The organism is Rhizobium sophoriradicis, from assembly GCF_003939025.1.
GTDB classification, from domain to species: domain Bacteria; phylum Pseudomonadota; class Alphaproteobacteria; order Rhizobiales; family Rhizobiaceae; genus Rhizobium; species Rhizobium sophoriradicis.
Genome location: NZ_RQIH01000016.1, coordinates 109,051 through 128,434 on the forward strand (window position 1 = coordinate 109,051; position 19,384 = coordinate 128,434).

The 19,384-nt window shown below is 62.4% G+C and carries 14 protein-coding genes; 9 read left to right on the forward strand and 5 right to left on the reverse strand.

What is annotated here, in order from left to right; all coding sequences use genetic code 11:
* Positions 1-196 precede the first annotated feature (196 nt).
* A complete protein-coding gene (ypfJ, locus tag EFR00_RS25305; RefSeq protein ID WP_009995918.1) occupies positions 197-1,117 on the reverse strand; it encodes a KPN_02809 family neutral zinc metallopeptidase in 921 nt (306 codons plus the stop codon).
* A 484-nt stretch (positions 1,118-1,601) separates the two neighbouring features.
* On the opposite strand from ypfJ, the gene EFR00_RS25315 reads away from it, so the two are divergent.
* A complete protein-coding gene (locus tag EFR00_RS25315) occupies positions 1,602-2,630 on the forward strand; it encodes a zinc-dependent alcohol dehydrogenase family protein (RefSeq protein WP_077991771.1) in 1,029 nt (342 codons plus the stop codon).
* A 171-nt stretch (positions 2,631-2,801) separates the two neighbouring features.
* The gene (gene carB / locus EFR00_RS25320) at positions 2,802-6,290 is read left to right on the forward strand and encodes a carbamoyl-phosphate synthase large subunit (RefSeq protein WP_077991770.1); all 3,489 of its coding nucleotides are present in this window, start codon (positions 2,802-2,804) and stop codon (positions 6,288-6,290) included.
* A 100-nt stretch (positions 6,291-6,390) separates the two neighbouring features.
* Here carB and EFR00_RS25325 read toward each other — a convergent pair whose 3' ends face one another.
* Both EFR00_RS25325 and EFR00_RS25330 read right to left on the reverse strand, forming a co-directional pair.
* A complete protein-coding gene (locus EFR00_RS25325) occupies positions 6,391-7,845 on the reverse strand; it encodes a UdgX family uracil-DNA binding protein (RefSeq protein ID WP_077991769.1) in 1,455 nt (484 codons plus the stop codon).
* The gene (locus EFR00_RS25330) at positions 7,845-9,077 is read right to left on the reverse strand and encodes a putative DNA modification/repair radical SAM protein (protein ID WP_077991768.1); all 1,233 of its coding nucleotides are present in this window, start codon (positions 9,075-9,077) and stop codon (positions 7,845-7,847) included. The genes EFR00_RS25325 and EFR00_RS25330 overlap by 1 nt, the downstream gene beginning before the upstream one ends.
* A gap of 252 nt (positions 9,078-9,329) precedes the next feature.
* Between EFR00_RS25330 and greA the strand changes: the two genes are divergently transcribed.
* Together greA and EFR00_RS25340 are read left to right on the forward strand one after the other, a co-directional pair.
* The gene (greA, locus tag EFR00_RS25335; RefSeq protein ID WP_017965278.1) at positions 9,330-9,806 is read left to right on the forward strand and encodes a transcription elongation factor GreA; all 477 of its coding nucleotides are present in this window, start codon (positions 9,330-9,332) and stop codon (positions 9,804-9,806) included.
* A 27-nt stretch (positions 9,807-9,833) separates the two neighbouring features.
* A complete protein-coding gene (locus EFR00_RS25340; protein ID WP_077991765.1) occupies positions 9,834-10,892 on the forward strand; it encodes a glycosyltransferase family 4 protein in 1,059 nt (352 codons plus the stop codon).
* Positions 10,893-11,105: 213 nt separating this feature from the next.
* Here the strand turns inward: EFR00_RS25340 and EFR00_RS25345 are convergent, their stop codons facing one another.
* Entirely contained in the window at positions 11,106-12,440 is a 1,335-nt protein-coding gene (locus EFR00_RS25345) for a dicarboxylate/amino acid:cation symporter (RefSeq protein ID WP_077991763.1), read from the reverse strand.
* Positions 12,441-12,664: 224 nt separating this feature from the next.
* Here EFR00_RS25345 and EFR00_RS25350 point away from each other — a divergent pair, with 224 nt between their 5' ends.
* Positions 12,665-14,539: an ATP-binding protein gene (locus tag EFR00_RS25350; protein WP_077991760.1), complete on the forward strand. Its 1,875-nt coding sequence runs from the start codon at positions 12,665-12,667 to the stop codon at positions 14,537-14,539.
* Between the two features lie 4 nt (positions 14,540-14,543).
* Positions 14,544-15,890, forward strand: a complete 1,347-nt coding sequence (locus tag EFR00_RS25355; protein WP_077991758.1) for a sigma-54-dependent transcriptional regulator — start codon at positions 14,544-14,546, stop codon at positions 15,888-15,890.
* A 5-nt stretch (positions 15,891-15,895) separates the two neighbouring features.
* Here the strand turns inward: EFR00_RS25355 and EFR00_RS25360 are convergent, their stop codons facing one another.
* A complete protein-coding gene (locus tag EFR00_RS25360; RefSeq protein ID WP_009992419.1) occupies positions 15,896-16,363 on the reverse strand; it encodes an Lrp/AsnC family transcriptional regulator in 468 nt (155 codons plus the stop codon).
* Between the two features lie 231 nt (positions 16,364-16,594).
* Between EFR00_RS25360 and trxB the strand changes: the two genes are divergently transcribed.
* From trxB to EFR00_RS25375, 3 genes are all read left to right on the forward strand, one after another.
* Positions 16,595-17,569, forward strand: a complete 975-nt coding sequence (gene trxB / locus EFR00_RS25365) for a thioredoxin-disulfide reductase (protein WP_077991756.1) — start codon at positions 16,595-16,597, stop codon at positions 17,567-17,569.
* A gap of 22 nt (positions 17,570-17,591) precedes the next feature.
* On the forward strand, positions 17,592-18,488 hold the full coding sequence (locus EFR00_RS25370) for a LysR family transcriptional regulator VtlR (protein WP_004671024.1): 897 nt from the start codon (positions 17,592-17,594) through the stop codon (positions 18,486-18,488).
* Between the two features lie 550 nt (positions 18,489-19,038).
* Entirely contained in the window at positions 19,039-19,332 is a 294-nt protein-coding gene (locus EFR00_RS25375) for an ArsR/SmtB family transcription factor (protein WP_077991754.1), read from the forward strand.
* Positions 19,333-19,384 lie beyond the last annotated feature (52 nt).

Below are 19,384 nucleotides of genomic sequence, written 5' to 3' on the forward strand. Positions count from 1 at the left end.
CTGCCGTGGGCCCCCTCATCCGACCCTTCGGGCCACCGACCGGGGGTCGAGCCGCGGGTCTCAACCCCGTCCTTGGGACCCCCGCTGGGGAGAAGAGGGGATCGAGACGTTGCGGCAAGTCCCCTTCGCCCCAGCGGCGAGAAGGTGCCGGCAGGCGGATGAGGGGGCGACGCTCGCAAACCTTGGCTAAGCAACCTCAAACCGGCCCCGAGAACGTATCGCAGGCCGACAATTGCCCGCTGTCGAAGCCGCGCTTGAACCATCTGACGCGTTGTTGCGAGGTGCCGTGGTTAAAACTCTCGGGCACGACGTAACCTTGCGACCGCTTCTGCATCGTATCGTCACCGATCTGCTGGGCGGCATTCAGCGCCTCCTCGAGGTCGCCGGCCTCCAGAATGCCCTTCTGCTGGGTATATTTGCCCCAGATGCCGGCGAAGCAATCGGCCTGCAGCTCGACGCGCACCGACATCTCATTGGCCTGCTCCTCGCTCATGCGCCGGCGGGCCTCGTTGAACTTCGGCAGGATGCCGAGGAGGTTCTGCACGTGGTGGCCGACCTCGTGGGCGACGACATAGGCTTCGGCGAAATCGCCCGAAGCGCCGAACCGGTCGGAGAGTTCCTGGAAGAAATCCGTGTCGAGATAGACCTTGTGATCACCTGGGCAGTAGAACGGCCCGGTCGCGGCTGAGGCGAAGCCGCAGCCCGATTGCGTTTGTCCCGAGAAGAGCACAAGGCGCGGCTCCTCGTAATTCTGGCCCTGTGCCTGGAAGATGCCGTTCCATGTATCCTCGGTCTCTGCCAGAACGGTGCGCATAAAAGCGGTCATCTCGTCGTTGGCCGGCGTGCGTGTTCCTTCTGACTGGCTCTGTTCGTAGCCGGGGCCGCTCGATATGCCGCCGGTTTCGAGCACCTGCAGCAGGTCGACGCCCATCAGCTTGAAGATGAAATAGATCACGACGAGAAAGATGATCGTTCCGATGCTCAAGCCGCCGCCGGCGCGGCGAACGCCGCCACCGGAAGGAAAATTGAAGCCGCCGCCGCGGCCGAACCCGCCGCTCCTCGGATTGCTGCGGCGATCTTCGATATTGTCGGACTGACGCCGGCCTCTCCATTCCATTTTCGTTCTCCCCGGCAATGCCCGTGCTTGCACTCAAGGAATTTATATAACCGCAGGCAGGAGGAATTCCAGCGGCTTCATCCGCATGCAAAACAAGCGGTTGAACGGCTCACTTTTTGCTCGAGCCGGGTTGCGCCGGTCCCTTTTGTCCGCCACTTCTGCCGGCACTGCCATGCGACTTGCCTACCCCCTGACGTGCCAGCTCCTTATCCACGGTCTCCCGCGAGCCTTCCGCCGGTTCCTTGTCTTTTGGATCTACCATCACAGCCTCCAGCTTCTCGACCGCAAACCTGAAGCACAGGATATTGTTCCCTGACGGAGCAAACGCCGTCGGCAGGCGTCTTCTGATCGTGACAGCCAGCAAACCCTGGTCGGCCGCAGCTATGCCCTGCGTCCCGTCACGAAAAGGAGATGCGTCAACCGCTTGACGCGGCTCCTGCTTTCGCTCTTCCTGAAGCAAGGGAGAACACGGGAGGAACTGCGAATGAAGGCCGTGCGTCTGCAAGCAATTGGACAGTTGCAACTCTGCGAAGTCGAAAAGCCAGCACCCGGCCCCGGGGAATTGCTGGTCCGCGTCGAAGCCTGCGGCATTTGCGGCACCGACCGCCATATCTTTCACGGCGAATTCCCATCGAAGGCGCCGGTGACGCTCGGACATGAATTCGCCGGGATCATCGAGACGATCGGGCCAGGCGTGACTGGTTTCCGCCTCGGCATGCGCGTGACCGGCGATCCGAACATCTCTTGCGGCGGCTGCGAGGAATGCCGGCGCGGCCGGGTCAATCTCTGCCGAAAGCTGCGGGCCATCGGCATCCACCGCGACGGCGGCTTCGCCGAATATGTCTGCATGCCTGAAAGCCAGGCCTTCGCTCTGCCGGCCGATCTCGATCCGCTCCACGGCGCCTTCTGCGAGCCGATTGCCTGCTGCATTCACGGCGTCGATCTCGCCGGGCTGAAAACCGGCTCGTCGGCCATCGTGCTCGGCGGTGGCGTCATCGGCCTGCTCACGCTTCAACTGGCGCGGCTTGCCGGTGCGACCCGTATCTTGCTGGTGACCCGCAGCGCCGAAAAGCGGCGGCTGGCCGAAAGCCTCGGCGCCACTACCACAGTCGATCCCGGGGATGGCGATCTCATCGCCCGCATCACCGCTGAGAACGGGCTGCTGCCCGGCGGCGCCGATGTCGTCTTCGAATGCGCCGGCGTGGCAGAGACCATGCAGCAGGCGCCTCGGCTTGCCCGGCGCGGCGGCACCGCCGTCATTCTCGGCGTCATGCCGCAGGGTGCCACGATCGAGATCGAACCCTTCGACCTGCTATTTCGCGAAGTCGCGCTGATAAGCTCCTTCGTCAACCCCTTCACCCATGCCCGCGCCGCCGATCTCATCGCCTCCGGCAGGGTCAGAGTCGAGCCGTTGATATCCAGGCGGATCGGGCTCGAGGAGGCCCCGGACGCGATCACCAATCCGGCGCGCGGCGGCGAAATCCGCGTCCTTGTCGTACCCGGCGTTAAATAGGCTTTCGCGCGATCTCGGATTCCTGTCGATTCCGCGATTTATGGGGTTCCGTTTGCAAATACATTTGCCTATAAGCCGCTTCTAGCCTGAAAAGACCCTCAATGCGCGACCCGACCCGGTGATCTCCCACCCTGGCCGGCTTTTTGCGCAGCCAGACAATGGATATTGCCCATGCCGAAGCGCCAAGACATCAAATCGATCCTCATCATCGGCGCGGGACCGATCGTCATTGGCCAGGCTTGCGAGTTCGATTATTCCGGCACCCAGGCCTGCAAGGCGCTGAAGGAGGAAGGCTACCGCGTCATCCTCGTCAACTCCAACCCGGCGACGATCATGACCGACCCGGGTCTCGCCGACGCCACTTACGTCGAGCCGATCACCCCCGAGGTCGTTGCCAAGATCATCGCCAAGGAACGCCCGGACGCGCTGCTGCCGACCATGGGCGGCCAGACGGCTTTGAATACCGCGCTGTCGCTGAAGCGCATGGGCGTGCTCGACCGCTACAATGTCGAGATGATCGGTGCCAAGCCCGCCGCCATCGACATGGCCGAAGACCGCGCGCTGTTCCGCGAGGCGATGGCCCGCATCGGCCTGGAAACGCCGCGCTCGATGCTGGCGAATGCCACCGACATCAAGGACCTCGATCGCAAGACGCACGAGGCCGAGCGCAACAAGCTGCGCGAGAGCCTCTCGGGCTCTGACCTCGACAAGGCGCTGGACGAGCTGGAAAACCAGTGGAACCTCGGCGAGAGCGACCGCAAACAGCGATATTTGAACCACGCCATGGCGATCGCCGCCCAGGCGCTCGATCATGTCGGCCTGCCCGCCATCATCCGCCCCTCCTTCACGCTCGGCGGCACCGGCGGCGGCATTGCCTACAACCGCTCGGAATTCTTCGAGATCGTCGGCGGCGGCCTCGACGCCTCGCCGACCACTGAGGTGCTGATCGAAGAATCGGTGCTCGGCTGGAAGGAGTATGAGATGGAGGTCGTCCGCGACAAGGCGGACAACTGCATCATCATCTGCTCGATCGAAAATATCGATCCGATGGGCGTCCATACCGGCGATTCGATCACCGTCGCTCCGGCGCTGACGCTCACCGACAAGGAATACCAGATCATGCGCAACGCCTCGATCGCGGTGCTGCGCGAGATCGGGGTCGAGACCGGCGGCTCCAACGTCCAGTTCGCCGTCAACCCGAAAGACGGCCGCCTCGTCGTCATCGAAATGAACCCGCGTGTGTCGCGCTCTTCGGCGCTGGCCTCCAAGGCCACCGGCTTCCCGATCGCTAAGGTCGCTGCCAAGCTCGCCATCGGTTACACGCTCGACGAACTCGAAAACGACATCACCGGCGGCGCCACGCCCGCCTCCTTCGAACCGTCGATCGACTATGTCGTCACCAAGATCCCGCGTTTTGCCTTCGAAAAGTTCCCCGGCGCCTCGCCCGTGCTCACCACCGCGATGAAGTCGGTCGGCGAAGTCATGGCGATCGGCCGCACCTTTGCCGAATCGCTGCAGAAGGCGCTGCGCGGCCTTGAGACCGGCCTGACCGGTCTTGACGAGATCGAGATCCCCGATTTCGAAGAAGGCGAATCCAGCCAGAACGCCATCCGCGCCGCCATCGGCACGCCGACACCGGACCGCCTGCGCATGGTTGCCCAGGCGCTGCGTCAGGGTCTCAGCATCGAAGAGGTGCATGAGGGCTGCAAGATCGACCCCTGGTTCATCGCCGAGCTCAAGAACATCGTCGACATGGAGGCCCGCATCCGCGAGCACGGCCTGCCCGGCGATGGCGACAATCTGCGCATGCTGAAGGCGATGGGCTTCTCCGACGCGCGTCTGGCGACCCTGACCGGCAAGCGCCCGAAGGAAGTCGCCGAACTGCGCAACGGCCTCAACGTCCGCCCTGTTTTCAAGCGCATCGACACTTGCGCCGCCGAATTCGCTTCGCCGACCGCCTATATGTACTCGACCTATGAGACGCCCTTCGTCGGCGCCGCCCGCTCGGAAGCCCAAGTCTCCGACCGCAAGAAGGTCGTCATTCTCGGCGGCGGCCCGAACCGCATCGGCCAGGGCATCGAGTTCGACTATTGCTGCTGCCACGCCGCCTTCGCGCTGAAGGATGCGGGCTATGAAGCGATCATGATCAACTGCAACCCGGAAACCGTCTCGACCGATTACGACACGTCGGACCGCCTCTATTTCGAACCGCTGACGGCAGAGGATGTCATCGAGATCCTGCGCGCCGAGCAGGAAAAGGGCGAAGTCGTCGGCGTCATCGTCCAGTTCGGCGGCCAGACGCCGCTGAAGCTTGCCGAGGCGCTGGAAAAGAACGGCATTCCGATCCTCGGCACTGCGCCCGATGCGATCGATCTCGCCGAAGACCGCGACCGCTTCCAGAAGCTTCTGATGAAGCTCGACCTCAACCAGCCGAACAACGGCATCGCCTATTCGGTCGAGCAGGCCCGCCTGGTCGCTGCCGAAATCGGCTTCCCGCTGGTCGTGCGCCCGTCTTACGTGCTCGGAGGCCGCGCCATGCAGATCCTGCATTCGGAAGGCCAGCTGCAGACCTACCTGCTCGACACGGTGCCGGAACTGGTGCCCGAGGACATCAAGCAGCGTTATCCCAACGACAAGACCGGCCAGATCAATACCCTGCTGGGCAAGAACCCGCTGCTCTTTGACAGCTACCTCACCCACGCCATCGAAGTCGACGTCGACTGCCTCTCTGACGGCACCGATGTCTACGTCGCCGGTATCATGGAGCATATCGAGGAAGCCGGCATCCACTCCGGCGATAGCGCCTGTTCGCTGCCGCCCCGCTCGCTGCCCGTCGAACTGCTCGACGAGCTGGAGCGTCAGGCCAAAGCCATGGCGAAAGCGCTGAACGTCGGCGGCCTGATGAACGTCCAGTTCGCCATCAAGGACGGCACCGTCTACGTACTGGAAGTCAATCCGCGCGCCTCGCGCACCGTGCCTTTCGTCGCCAAGACCATCGGCGCGCCGATCGCCAAGATCGCCGCCCGCGTCATGGCCGGCGAGAAGCTCGATGCGACCTTTGCCGCCTACGGCACGAAGCCCGATCCGCGCAAGCTGACGCACATCGCCGTCAAGGAAGCCGTGTTCCCCTTCGCCCGCTTCCCCGGCGTCGACACCCTGCTCGGCCCCGAAATGCGCTCGACCGGCGAAGTCATCGGCCTCGACACCGATTTTGCGCTGGCCTTCGCCAAGTCGCAGCTCGGTGCCGGCGTCGAACTGCCGCGTGACGGCACGGTCTTCGTCTCCGTGCGCGACGAGGACAAGCCGCGCGTGCTGCCGGCGATCCGCATTCTCGTCGAACAGGGCTTCAAGGTTTTGGCGACCGGCGGCACCGCCCGCTTCCTCGGCGAAAACGGCATCACCGCCACCAAGATCAACAAGGTTCTGGAAGGCCGCCCGCATATCGAGGACGCGATCCGCAACCGCCAGGTCCAGCTCGTCATCAACACCACCGACGGCAACAAGGCGATCTCGGACTCCAAGTCGCTGCGCCGCGCGACGCTGATGCAAAAGGTGCCCTATTACACGACGATGGCCGGCGCCGAAGCCGCCGCTCAGGCGATCAAGGCGCTGAAGGCCGGCAATCTCGAAGTCCGGCCGCTGCAAAGCTACTTCGCCTGAGATCAGAGCAATTTCAGCAAAACCGCGCCGCGGTTTTGCATCCGGAACTGGAACAGCGACAGCGCCTTGAGCGCTGTCGCTGAGCTCAACCAGAATCAACTTATGCAGCTGCTTTCATAAGCCGTTGAATTTCCAACATATCCTCGCGAAAGCGCGCCATCTCCTCGGCCTTCAGCCGTTCGTCGGGAATGCGCAGCAGATAGGATGGATGCACCGTCACGAAGAGCGTGCGCCCTCCTTCGATCGCCATCGCCCTTCCTCTGACATCCTGCAAGCGGCCTTTCACATCGGTCAGCGCCGCAAGTGCCGTCGCCCCCATGGCGACGATCAGCTTCGGCTTGACCAGCGCCAATTCCAGATCGAGCCACCAGCGGCAATGCTTCACCTCACCCATATTGGGCTTCTGGTGGACGCGCCGCTTGCCGCGCGGCTCGTATTTGAAATGCTTGACGGCATTGGTGACGTAGAGCGTCGATCGGTCGATGCCCGCCTCCCCAATCACCTGATCGAAAAGCCTGCCCGCAGGGCCGACAAAAGGGCGCCCCGCAATATCCTCCTGATCGCCCGGCTGCTCGCCGACGAACATGACATCCGCATCGCGTGGCCCCTCCCCGAAGACCGTCTGCGTCGCATTGGCGTGAAGCGGACAGCGGGTGCAGACGGCAGCCTCGGCGCGCAGTGCTTCCAGTGTGCCTGCCGGAAGCTCGGGCTCGGCGGAAAGATTGCGCGCAGCCTGCTGCAGCCGGTCGTGAAAAGGCAATGATTGTGTTGCCTCCCTTGCCGCCATCTCCCGCACCTTGCTTTCGGCCGATGCAATCAAGCCAGGAATGAGATCGGCCTCCGGCAGGTTCTTCCAGTATTTCTTCGGCATCTCCGCCTGCATCGCCTTCACCTTCAACCGGGCCGGATTGAAGATATTGATATAGTAGGTGCGCCAGAGTTCATCGGTGGCATCGCTGAGATTGGGCTTCTCGCAAGGTTCGTCGCTGATCGTCAGCCGCTCGCCGTCCCAGGCGGCCGACCCCTTGGGCGTGGCGATCAGCCAGTCCATGTCGGTGAAACGTCGTTGGAAGAAGGGCGCCGTCCGCCGGACGATATGGTGGTCAGGCTCGAACCAGGCGATGAATTTTCGCCGCCTCGCGGAAACCGCGCCAACCTCCTTGAAGCGGACGAAGGCCGTCATCTTGTGTGCATCGCGATGCACGTTTTTCGCCATCAGCCGGGCGCGTACGACATCTTCGTCGGAGGTCACCTCGAGCAGCTGCCGGTCCAGCTGCAGCCGCCAGAGCAGGCGGTAAAGCAGCGAGAAGCGCGCCGGATCGGAGTGACAGAGAACTGTTTCTGCAAGCTCGATGAAGGCGGGCGGCACCGTCATCGGCTTGCGTGATGCTGCCGGCGCCGGCGGCATGGCGTCGCGTTGGAACGAAAGATCCGCCTCCGCGCTTCTTTCGCGCCAGTCGATCTCCTCAGGCACTATGCCGGCCGCCGCCAAGGCACGTGCGGCATCGCGCCATTCGCCAAGATCACCTCGTCCTGCAAGCACGACCCGGCGCATCACAGCAACGACAATTGTTGAGGCTGCGGCTCGAACATGGCGCGAAGGTCCGGCCTATCGATCAGCCGGCGGGGCGACCAGCCTTCCGCCGAGATGAAGGATTGGACCTTCTTGATCGAAACGCCGAGCCGAGAGAGATCGTCGAGCCGCAGGCGGCGAAAGCGGCGCGCCGAAACGATCGCCTTGACGGTCTTGGTGCCGAGACCGGGCACGCGCAGCAACCGTTCACGCTCGGCCTTGTTGATATCGACCGGAAATTCGCCTCGGTTGGCAAGCGCCCAGGCAAGTTTGGGGTCGAGGTTGAGATCGAGCATGCCGCCCGCCTGATTGGCGGTGATCTCGTCGATGCCGAAACCGTAGAAGCGGTAAAGCCAGTCTGCCTGGTAGAGCCGGTGCTCGCGCATCAGCGGCGGCTTGATCAGCGGCAGGTTTTTCGACGAATCCGGGATCGGGCTGAAGGCGGAATAATAGACGCGCTTGAGGCCGTAGCTGCTGTAAAGCCGGCCGCTGGTCGCAAGGATGGTCGCGTCACTCGCGCCGTCGGCGCCGACGATCATCTGCGTGCTCTGGCCGGCCGGGACGAAACGCTGGCGTTTCTTGCTTTTCAGCGTCGGTTCGCCGGCGGCCTCGATCTTCAGCCTCAGATCAGCCATCGATCGCCGGATATTGGCGGGCTTCTTTTCCGGCGCGAAGCGGCTGATGCCGTTATCCGTCGGCAGCTCGATGTTGAGCGACAGCCGGTCGGCATAAAGCCCCGCCTCCTCGATCAGCCGCGGCGACGCCTCGGGGATCGACTTCAGATGGATATAGCCACGAAAATTATGGGTCACCCGCAATTCGCGGACGATGCGGACCATCTCTTCCATCGTGTAATCGGACGAACGAATGATGCCGGAGGAAAGGAAGAGGCCTTCGATATAGTTACGGCGATAGAATTCCAGCGTCAGCCACATCACCTCTTCCGGCGTAAAACGCGCCCGTTCGACATTGCTCGACGAACGATTGACGCAATAGGCGCAGTCGTAGATGCAGAAATTCGTCAGCAGGATCTTCAGGAGCGAAATGCATCGACCATCCGGCGCATAGGCATGGCAGATTCCGGATCCCTCGGTTGAGCCGAGCCCGCCGCTTGTGCTCGAATCGCGTTTCACCGTGCTGCTGGAGGCGCAGGAAGCGTCATATTTCGCGGCATCGGACAGGATGGCCAAACGTTCGGCAAGCGACTTCTTCATTCCTATGTTCACTATATGTTCTAATATAAGAAGTCAATCCGGCGCCATCCCATCACTGCCCGATTTTCGGGCGCATCAGCTCATATCGCGGGGGTTGCGTTGCGTTTATGCGAATTTTCTGGAAATCGGCCTTGGCGATCTGCTATAAGCGCTTAACTAGGATTGTGGCACGGTTCCGAAGCTCCCCTTCGGGACCTGTTTTCTTTTGTGTTTGCGCCTGACGTGCCGATGCAAGGAGTGAAGGACAGAAAAATGGTTGAAAAGGTACCGATGACACAGGGTGGTTTCGTCAAGCTGCAGGAAGAACTGCGCTGGCGTCAGCAGGAGGAGCGCCCGCGAATCATCGAGGCGATCGCCGAAGCCCGTGCCCATGGCGACCTTTCCGAAAACGCCGAATATCACGCTGCCAAGGAAGCCCAGAGCCACAATGAAGGCCGCATCAGCGAGCTTGAAGACCTGACGGCGCGCGCCGAGGTCATCGACCTCACGAAGATGTCGGGCGACAAGATCAAGTTCGGCGCCAAGGTGAAGCTCGTCGACGAGGACACCGAGGAAGAAAAGACCTACCAGATCGTCGGCGACCAGGAAGCCGACGTCAAGGCCGGCCGCATCTCCATCTCCTCCCCGATCGCCCGTGCGCTGATCGGCAAGGAAGTCGGCGATTCCATCGAGGTCAACGCGCCCGGTGGCTCCAAGGCCTACGAAATCCTCCAGGTTTCCTGGGGCTGATCGCCCGCCACAAACGAGACCCCTCCCTTGCCTGATATGCGTGACGTCGAGATCATCGCGCCTAATTTCAAGCGCCGGCTCTCCGGCGTCACGTCGACCATCGTCCAGCTCATCCCATGCCAGATCCGGCTCGGCATCAGGATCGCGCCCCTCGGTCCGGGCCTGCCCGAGGACCTGCCGAAACTGAGATGGTCACAGCTCCCTGGTCTGTGGCGCAGGCCGGCACGCCGGCGCCAGCGCATCTGGCACGCCCGCCGCAACAATGAGATGGCCGTCGGCATCCTGCTCCGCCATCTCCTGCGCATGCCGCTGAAGCTCATCTTCACCTCCGCCGCGCAGCGTCGCCACACCGCCTACACGAAATGGCTGATCCGCCGCATGGATGCGGTGATCGCAACCAGCGATCGCTCCGGCTCCTTTCTCGAGGTGCCGCACACGGTCATCCAGCACGGCGTCGATCTGTCCCTGTTCCACCCGCCGGAAACGGCGGAGGACGCCATTGCCGCGACCGGTCTGCCCGGCCGCTACCTTGTCGGCTGCTTCGGTCGTGTGCGCCATCAGAAGGGCACCGATCTCTTCGTCAAGGCTATGATCGAACTCTTGCCGCAGCACCCCGAATGGACGGCCGTCGTCTCCGGCCGGGTGACGGCGGAGCACGTGGGCTTCGGCGACAAGCTCAAGGCCGATGTCGCTGCCGCCGGGCTCGCCGATCGCATCCTCTTCCTCGGCGAAGTGCCCGATATCAAGGTCTGGTATCGCCGCCTGACGCTCTATGTCGCCCCCTCCCGCAACGAGGGCTTCGGCCTGACGCCGCTCGAAGCCATGGCTTCGCGCACCGCGGTGGTAGCCTCGGACGCCGGCGCCTATTCCGAACTCATCGCCGAGGGCGAGACCGGCGCCGTTATCCCCGCCGGCGATGGCGAGGCACTGACGCGGGCAATCGCTCCCTATATCGCAGATCCGGCGCTGGCGATCGCCCATGGCGAGAATGCGCTGCGCCACGTCAGGGCGAATTTTGCCCTGGAAAAGGAAGCAAACGCCATTGGCGCCGTTTACGACCGCCTTCTCGGCGGCAATCGCGGCTGACGCGAACGAGAAACGGTCCGCTGGAGCTCTGAACCGGCCGCCAACCCCTCTTTCGTCATGCTCGGGCTTGTACCGAGCATCTGCCGCCGTTCGATAGGGCAGCAGATCCTCGGCACAAGGCCGAGGATGACGACGAATAGAGAACGACATCATCAACAGCAAACGGCCCGCTGTAGAACGGGCCGCTGCAAGATTATCGACGATCGGGTCGGTTTATTCGGCCGGTTGCAGCCCGGCCGCCGGAGCCGTCTCTTCCGTCTGGCCGCCGAGCGCTGCGGCAAGCTGCGCGGTATCCAGCTCGTTTTCCCAACGCGCCACAACGATCGTCGCCACCGCATTGCCGACGAGGTTGGTCAGCGCCCGGCATTCCGACATGAAGCGGTCGATGCCGAGGATGAGCGCCATGCCGGCGACCGGCACGGAAGGCACGACGGAAAGCGTCGCGGCAAGGGTGATGAAGCCGGCGCCGGTGATACCTGCGGCACCCTTGGAGCTCAGCATCGCCACCAGCAGCAGCAGGATCTGGTCGCCCCAGGAGAGCTGGATGCCGGTTGCCTGGGCGATGAAAAGCGCCGCCAGCGTCATGTAGATGTTGGTGCCGTCGAGATTGAAGGAATAGCCTGTGGGGATGACGAGGCCGACGACCGAGCGCTTGCAGCCGGCCTTTTCCATCTTGTTCATCAGGCCCGGAAGCGCGGCCTCAGAAGACGAGGTTCCGAGCACCAGCAGCAGCTCTTCCTTGATGTAACGCAGCAGCGCCAGGATCGAGAAGCCGTTATAGCGGGCGACGGCGCCGAGCACGACGAGAACGAAGAGCAGCGAGGTGATGTAGAAGGTGCCGATCAGCATGGCGAGATTGGCGATCGAACCGATGCCGTACTTGCCGATGGTGAAGGCCATGGCGCCGAAGGCGCCGATCGGGGCGGCCTTCATCAGGATGGCGACCAGCTTGAAGATCGGAGCCGTCAGGGCGTTGAGGATGTTGATGACCGGTTCGCCCTTTTCGCCGACCATGGCGAGCGCGATGCCGAAGAGCACCGAGAAGAACAGCACCTGCAGGATGTCGCCGTCGGCAAAGGCGCCGACGATCGTCGTCGGGATGATATTCGTGAGGAAGCCGACAACGCTCTGCTCATGCGCCTTCGTGGCAAAGGTGGCGACGGCGGCGGGATCCAGCGAAGCCGGATCGATGTTCATGCCGGCGCCTGGCTGGACGACATTGGCGACGACCATGCCGATGACGAGCGCCAGCGTCGAGAAGGTCAGGAAGTACAGCATCGCCTTGCCGGCAACGCGGCCGACCTTCTTCAGGTCGCTCATGCCGGCAATGCCGGTCGCCACCGTCAGGAAGATGACCGGAGCGATCACCATCTTCACGAGCTTGATGAAGGCATCGCCGAGCGGCTTCAGCTGGGTGCCGAGTTCGGGATAGAAATGGCCGAGCAGGATGCCTGCGGCGATAGCCGCGAGAACCTGCACGTAGAGATGGGAGTAGAAGGGCTTCTTGCCCTTGCTGTATGCGACTGCATCGAGTGGTGCTGCGATCATGATGTCCTCCTAAAGGCTCGTCCGGAACGAACTCCGGCCTCCCGAGCCGTTCGCTTCAATCCAACAGCTCAGCCGTTGTTGCGCTGTTCTTCGCAATCGCCGTGCCAGTTTCGCGCCATCCGCCTAAATCATTGTATTTATGGCAATAAATTTTCTGGCGGGCCAGCCGCCTAACCCGCCAATGCGAAAACCCACACAAATCCATTTGCGTCTCGTGCGGAAAAATGCACAAATCCGCCATGTCCTTGTCAGTCTCGCAAAGGCTTTGGCCCTCTCTGCCCTTGCACCACCGCATTCGCCGGATGTGGTGGGCCTATGCGGTACTCGCTCTCTCAGCCGTCGCCGCAAGTCTCTTGGTGAGCGGCGAGGTCGGCCGGCGCCGGGCGGAAGCGGCCCTGGAGGAACAGGCCCGCACCGATGCGAGGATGAACGTGGCGCTGCTGCGCACCGTCCTCGAAAAATACCGGGCGCTGCCCTTCGTGCTGTCGCAAGATACCGCGCTCGCCGCGGCCCTGGCGGGACGCGACGCCGGCACGTTCGAGCAGTTGAGCCGGAAGCTTGAGACACTGGCCGCCGGTACGAAGGCTGCCGTCATCTATGTCATCGACAAGGATGGCATCGCGGTTTCGGCCAGCAACTGGCGCGAACCGACGAGCTTCGTCGGCAGCAACTATCGCTTCCGCGAGTATTTTCAGGGCGCCGTCGCTCAAGGGCAGGCCGAGCATTTCGCGCTCGGCACCGTCAGCAAGAAGCCCGGTCTTTATATTTCCGAGCGGATATCAGGCAGCGACGGTCTCCTGGGCGTCGTCGTCGTCAAGGTCGAATTCGACGATGTCGAGGCGGATTGGAATGCCTCGGGCGCCCCGTCCTACGTCATCGACGATCGCGGCATCGTCCTCATCACCAGCATTCCCTCCTGGCGGTTCATGACGATCGGCCGCATTGCCGAGGATCGGCTGACCGCGATCCGCGAGAGCCTTCAATTCGGTGACGCGCCGCTTCAGCCGTTGCCGCTCGATATCATCAGGCACCTTGGCGACGGGCTTGCTGTCGTTGAGATCGTCACGCCCGGCGGCGCCGGTAAGACCAGCTTTCTCAATGTCGGGATGCCTATCCCTGCGACCGGCTGGCACCTGCAGCATCTTGTTGCATTGGGACCGTCCGTCGATGCGGCGGTCCGCGAAACGCGCATGCTGGCGCTGCTCTTGCTTTTGCCGCTCCTGGCGGGCGCAGCCTTCCTCTTGCGCCGTCGCCAGACGATCACGCTGAGGATTTTCAGGGAGCAGCAGGCGCGCGAAGAACTGGAACAACGCGTGGCTGAGCGGACGCTGGATCTCAGCCAGGCGCGGGATCGGCTGCAGGCCGAGATCGCCGGTCATCGCAGCACCGAGCAGAAGCTCCAGGCGGTGCAGCAGGACCTGGTGCAGGCAAACCGGCTGGCGATCCTCGGCCAGGTTGCCGCCGGCGTCGCCCATGAGATCAACCAGCCGGTGGCGACTATCCGCGCCTATGCGGACAATGCCCGCACCTTCCTCGACCGCGGCCAGACGGCACCCGCCGGTGAAAATCTTCAGAACATCGCCGCACTGACGGAACGCATCGGCTCGATCACCGAGGAGCTGAAGACCTTCGCCCGCAAGGGCCGCGGCAGCGCCGAGCCGACAGGCTTGAAGGACGTCATCGAGGGGGCGGTGATGCTGTTGCGCAGCCGCTTTGCCGGCCGCATGGATACGCTCGACATCGCGCTGCCGCCGGCCGAGCTGCAGGTCATGGGCAGCAGGATCCGCCTCGAGCAGGTGCTGATCAACCTGCTTCAGAACGCGCTGGAGGCCGTAGCGCCGAAGGCCGAAGAGGGGCGCGTCGAGGTCAGGACATCGGCCGATGCGGAGACGGTGACGCTGACGGTTGCCGACAACGGCCCCGGCATTTCGCCCGAAATCCGCAAAGGCCTGTTCACGCCGTTCAACACCTCGAAGGAAAAAGGTCTCGGTCTCGGGCTCGTCATCTCCAAGGACATCGTCGGCGATTACGGCGGCCGGATGGAAGTTGAGAGCGATGGCGAGGGAAGCCGGTTCATCGTTCATCTGAGGAAGGCTTGAGATCATGGACATGGCCATACCCGTTGCTTTGATCGACGATGACGGCGATCTGCGCCGCGCCACGGCCCAGACGCTGGAGCTCGCCGGCTTCTTCGTTTCCGCCTATGACGGTGCCAAAGCAGCGCTGGCCGACCTGCCGGCCGACTTCGCCGGCCCCGTCGTCACCGATATCCGCATGCCCGAGATCGACGGGCTGCAGCTGTTCGCCACGCTCAAAGACCTGGATGCCGACCTGCCCGTCATCCTGATGACTGGCCACGGCGATATCCCGATGGCCGTCCAGGCCATCCAGGACGGCGCCTATGATTTCATCGCCAAACCCTTCCCGGCCGACCGGCTCGTCCAGAGTGTGCGCCGCGCCAGCGAGAAACGGCGGCTCGTCCTGGAAAACCGCATGCTGCGCAAGGCTGCCGACGACGCGCAGGAGACTTTGCCGCTGATCGGCCAAACGCCCGTCATGGACAATCTCAGGAAGATCCTTCGCCATATCGCCGATACAGATGTCGACGTGCTGGTCGCCGGCGAAACCGGCAGCGGCAAGGAAGTGGTCGCCCAGATCCTGCATCAGTGGAGCCACCGACGGAAAGGCAACTTCGTGGCGCTGAACTGCGGGGCGCTGCCCGAAACCGTCATCGAAAGCGAGCTGTTCGGTCATGAGGCCGGCGCCTTCACCGGCGCCCAGAAGCGCCGCATGGGCCGCATCGAACATGCAAGCGGCGGCACGCTTTTCCTCGACGAGATCGAAAGCATGCCCGTCGCCACACAGGTCAAGATGCTGCGGGTGCTGGAGATGCGCGAAATCACCCCGCTCGGCACCAACGAGGTGCGCCCGGTCGACCTGCGCGTCGTCGCGGCCGCCAAGATCGATCTCGGAGATCCCGAGGTGCGGGGCGATTTTCGCGAGGACCTCTATTACAGGCTGAATGTCGTGACGATCTCCATTCCGCCGCTCAGAGAGCGCCGTGAAGATATTCCGCTGCTGTTCTCCCATTTCGCCGCGCGCGCCGCCGAGCGCTTCCGCCGCGACGTGCCGGAACTTTCAGAGAATGTCCGCCATCATCTTGCCACCCATGTATGGCCGGGCAATGTCCGCGAGCTCTCCCATTATGCCGAACGCGTGGTGCTGGGCGTCGAAGGCGGCGCAGCAGCGCCCCTTCCCCCGCAGCCGGCGGGCGGCACGCTGCCCGAGCGGCTGGAACGCTACGAGGCCGAGATCATCCGCGATGCGCTCGCGAGCAATGACGGCGACGTGCGCCGCACCATCGAGGCGCTCGGCATCCCGAGAAAGACGTTTTACGACAAGCTCCAGCGGCACGGCATCAACCGCGGCGGCTATGCCTCGCGTAAATAAGCTTTTCAGACTTCTACCAGTCCGAGTTTCTTCACCTGGCGGATCGTCAGCATGGTGCGCACGGTATCGACATGTTCGTTCGCCGTCAGAACTTCGATGACGAAGTCCTGGAAGTGGGTGAGGTTCTCCGCCACGCAATGCAGCAGGAAATCGCTGTCGCCCGAGACCATCCAGGCCTGCCGCACCAGCGGCCATTCGGTGGTGGCGGCGGCAAAGGCCTTGAGATTGCCTTCCGACTGATGCTTGAGCCCAACCATGCAGAAAGCGACCAGGTCGAAGCCGAGCTTCGGGCTGTTCAGCATGGCGTGATAGCCTTCGATGATGCCGGCTTCCTCGAGCTTGCGCACCCGGCGCAGGCAGGGCGGCGCCGAAATACCGACGCGATCGGCGAGCTCGACATTGGTCATGCGGCCGTCGGCCTGCAGCTCCCGGAGGATCTTTATGTCGATGACGTCGAGTTCCGTGCGACCCACTTCGCGGCCTTTCTTTAATTCTGCGCGGCGAGCTTCTATATAAAGCCGCGGAATACGCAAGAAAGTTTCAAGCCGATGACGGATTCTTGCACATCAAGGCGATTTGCCTTGTTGGTAATGCAAGGCTGCCCTTGAATAATAGCATTGGACGTTCATAAATGGCGCATGGACCGCGAAACGGCCGTAATCCCTATTTAGCCGCCGCCCTCCTGCCAGTCGAAAGGAAATGACATGCCCGCCCGCCACACGAAGGTGCTCATCATCGGTTCCGGACCCGCCGGCTATACGGCCGCGGTCTATGCCGCGCGCGCCATGCTGAAGCCGGTCTTGATCGCCGGTCTCGAACAGGGCGGTCAGCTGATGATCACCACCGATGTCGAGAACTATCCGGGCTTTGCCGATCCGATCCAGGGCCCCTGGCTGATGGAGCAGATGCTGCAGCAGGCAAAACATGTCGGCGCCGAGATCGTCAACGACCTCGTGACCGAGGTCGACATGAACCAGCGGCCCTTCGTCGCTCGCACCGACAGCGGCCAGGTATGGACCGCCGATACGCTGATCATCGCCACCGGCGCCAAGGCCAAGTGGCTCGGCATCGAAAGCGAACAGCATTTCCAGGGCTTCGGTGTTTCGGCCTGCGCCACCTGCGACGGCTTCTTCTATCGCAACAAGGATGTGATCGTCGTCGGCGGCGGCAACAGCGCCGTCGAAGAGGCACTCTATCTCTCCAACATCGCCAAGTCGGTAACGGTCGTCCACCGTCGCGACTCGTTCCGCGCCGAGAAGATCCTGCAGGAACGCCTGTTCGCCAAGGAAAACGTCAAGGTGCTGTGGAACTCGGAAGTGGCCGAAATAACAGGCACGCCGGCCAAGCCCCCGATGCCGCAATCCGTCACCGGCGCGCGCCTGCGCGATGTCAGAACCGGCGCGATCACGGAAATGCCGGTCGACGGCGTCTTCGTCGCGATCGGCCATGCGCCGGCAACCGAACTTTTCAAGGACAAGCTGAAGCTGAAAGACAACGGCTATCTCTGGACCGCGCCGGATTCGACCGCGACCAGCCTCGAGGGTGTCTATGCCGCCGGCGACGTGACCGACGACACCTTCCGCCAGGCCGTCACCGCCGCCGGGATGGGCTGCATGGCAGCGCTCGAAGCCGAGCGATATCTGACGGGCCACATGCCCGTCGCCGTGGCCGCGGAGTAAGATCGGCATGAGAGGCGGGGGAATGCCACTGGATTGGGACAAGCTGCGTATTTTCCACGCAGCTGCCGAGGCGGGCTCGTTTACGCACGCAGCCGATAAGCTGCATCTGTCCCAATCCGCCATCAGCCGCCAGGTGAGCGCGCTGGAGCAGGATGTAGGCACCAAGCTGTTTCACCGCCATGCGCGCGGCCTGATCCTGACGGAACAGGGGGAACTGCTGTACCGCACCGCCCATGACGTGCTGCTGAAGCTCGAAACCGTGAAGATGCAGCTCACCGAGACGACCGAGACGCCGTCCGGCAAGCTGCGTGTGACGACGACGGTCGGCCTCGGCCAGGGCTGGCTGACCGACAAGATCCAGGAATTCCTGCAGCTTTATCCCGATGTGCAGATCCAGCTGATCCTCGACAATGAGGAAGTGGATGTGAACATGCGCCATGCCGACTGCGCAATCCGCCTGCGTCAGCCGCAGCAGTCCGACCTCATCCAACGCAAACTCTTCACCGTGCACATGCACGTCTATGCCGCTCCCTCCTACATCAACCGCCATGGCGAGCCGCAGAAGATCGAGGATCTCGACAACCACCGCATCATCACCTTCGGCGAGCCGGCGCCGAGCTACCTGCTCGATGTCAACTGGCTCGAGGTCGCCGGCCGCTCGTCCGACAACAAGCGGATCCCGCATCTGCAGATCAACAGCCAGACCTCGATCAAGCGCGCCTGTCTCCTCGGCATCGGCGTCGCCTGCCTTCCGGATTACATCGTCGGACGCGATCCTGGCCTGATTCAGCTGGCGATCAACGCCGATGTTCCCTCCTTCGACACCTATTTCTGCTATCCCGACGAAATCAAGAACGCCGCCAAGCTGAAGGCTTTCCGCGATTTCATTGTCAGCAAGGCCAGAAACTGGAATTTTTAATCAAATTTATGGATTGTTTTCCATACTATGCATGGGACGCATGACTGGCATGCACAAATGTGGGTTGCCGTTTGCCCATTAAACCACCATATCGCACATAGCTGATGCACATGGTGGCTTTTCCTCCCAGTTCCACCGCATTAGCTGTTCCCCTCTGGAGGTTTTTGACCTTCACAATTATAAGGGCCCTGGTTTTCCAGCGGCCCTCTTTTTTTGCCTTAGCTTACCCAGTATGCCGCACCGCAAAAAAATTGTGCGGTGCATAGCAGGCATGCACAAAAAAGCATTGAAACCTGCCTAAGGAAGCACCATATCCCTTTCAGCTGATGCATTTCGTGGTTTCTCTCCCAGTACCACCGCATTAGCTGTTCCCCTCTGGAGGTTATTGACCTTCACAACTTATAAGGGCCCTGGTTTCCGGTGGCCCTCTTTTTTTGCTCAAAATTTGCGCACACGCGGGAGGCTGCCGCCTCACGCCTCCGTGATTTGCATATCGACGAGCATCGATCCATATATCGAGAAAATACGATTTATGGATCGACAAACGGCGATGGACAGAGACGAGATCATCAAGGCGCTCGCGCATCCCACCCGGATGGCCATTCTGAACTGGCTGAAAAATCCGGAGGAACATTTCCTCACGCAGCAGCATCCTTTCGAAATGGGGGTCTGCGCCAGCCAATTCGAACGATGCGGCCTGTCGCAGTCGACGGTTTCGGCCCATCTCGGGACACTGCACCGCGCCGGTCTCGTCACCACCAAACGCGTGGGACAATGGATCTTCTACAAGCGCAACGAAGACACGATCGCAGCCTTCCTCAAGCAGCTCACGCAGGACCTTTAAAATCTCCGCCGCAGCCTGATGGCCCCGATCGGCCTTGCCGCAGCGGCGCTCG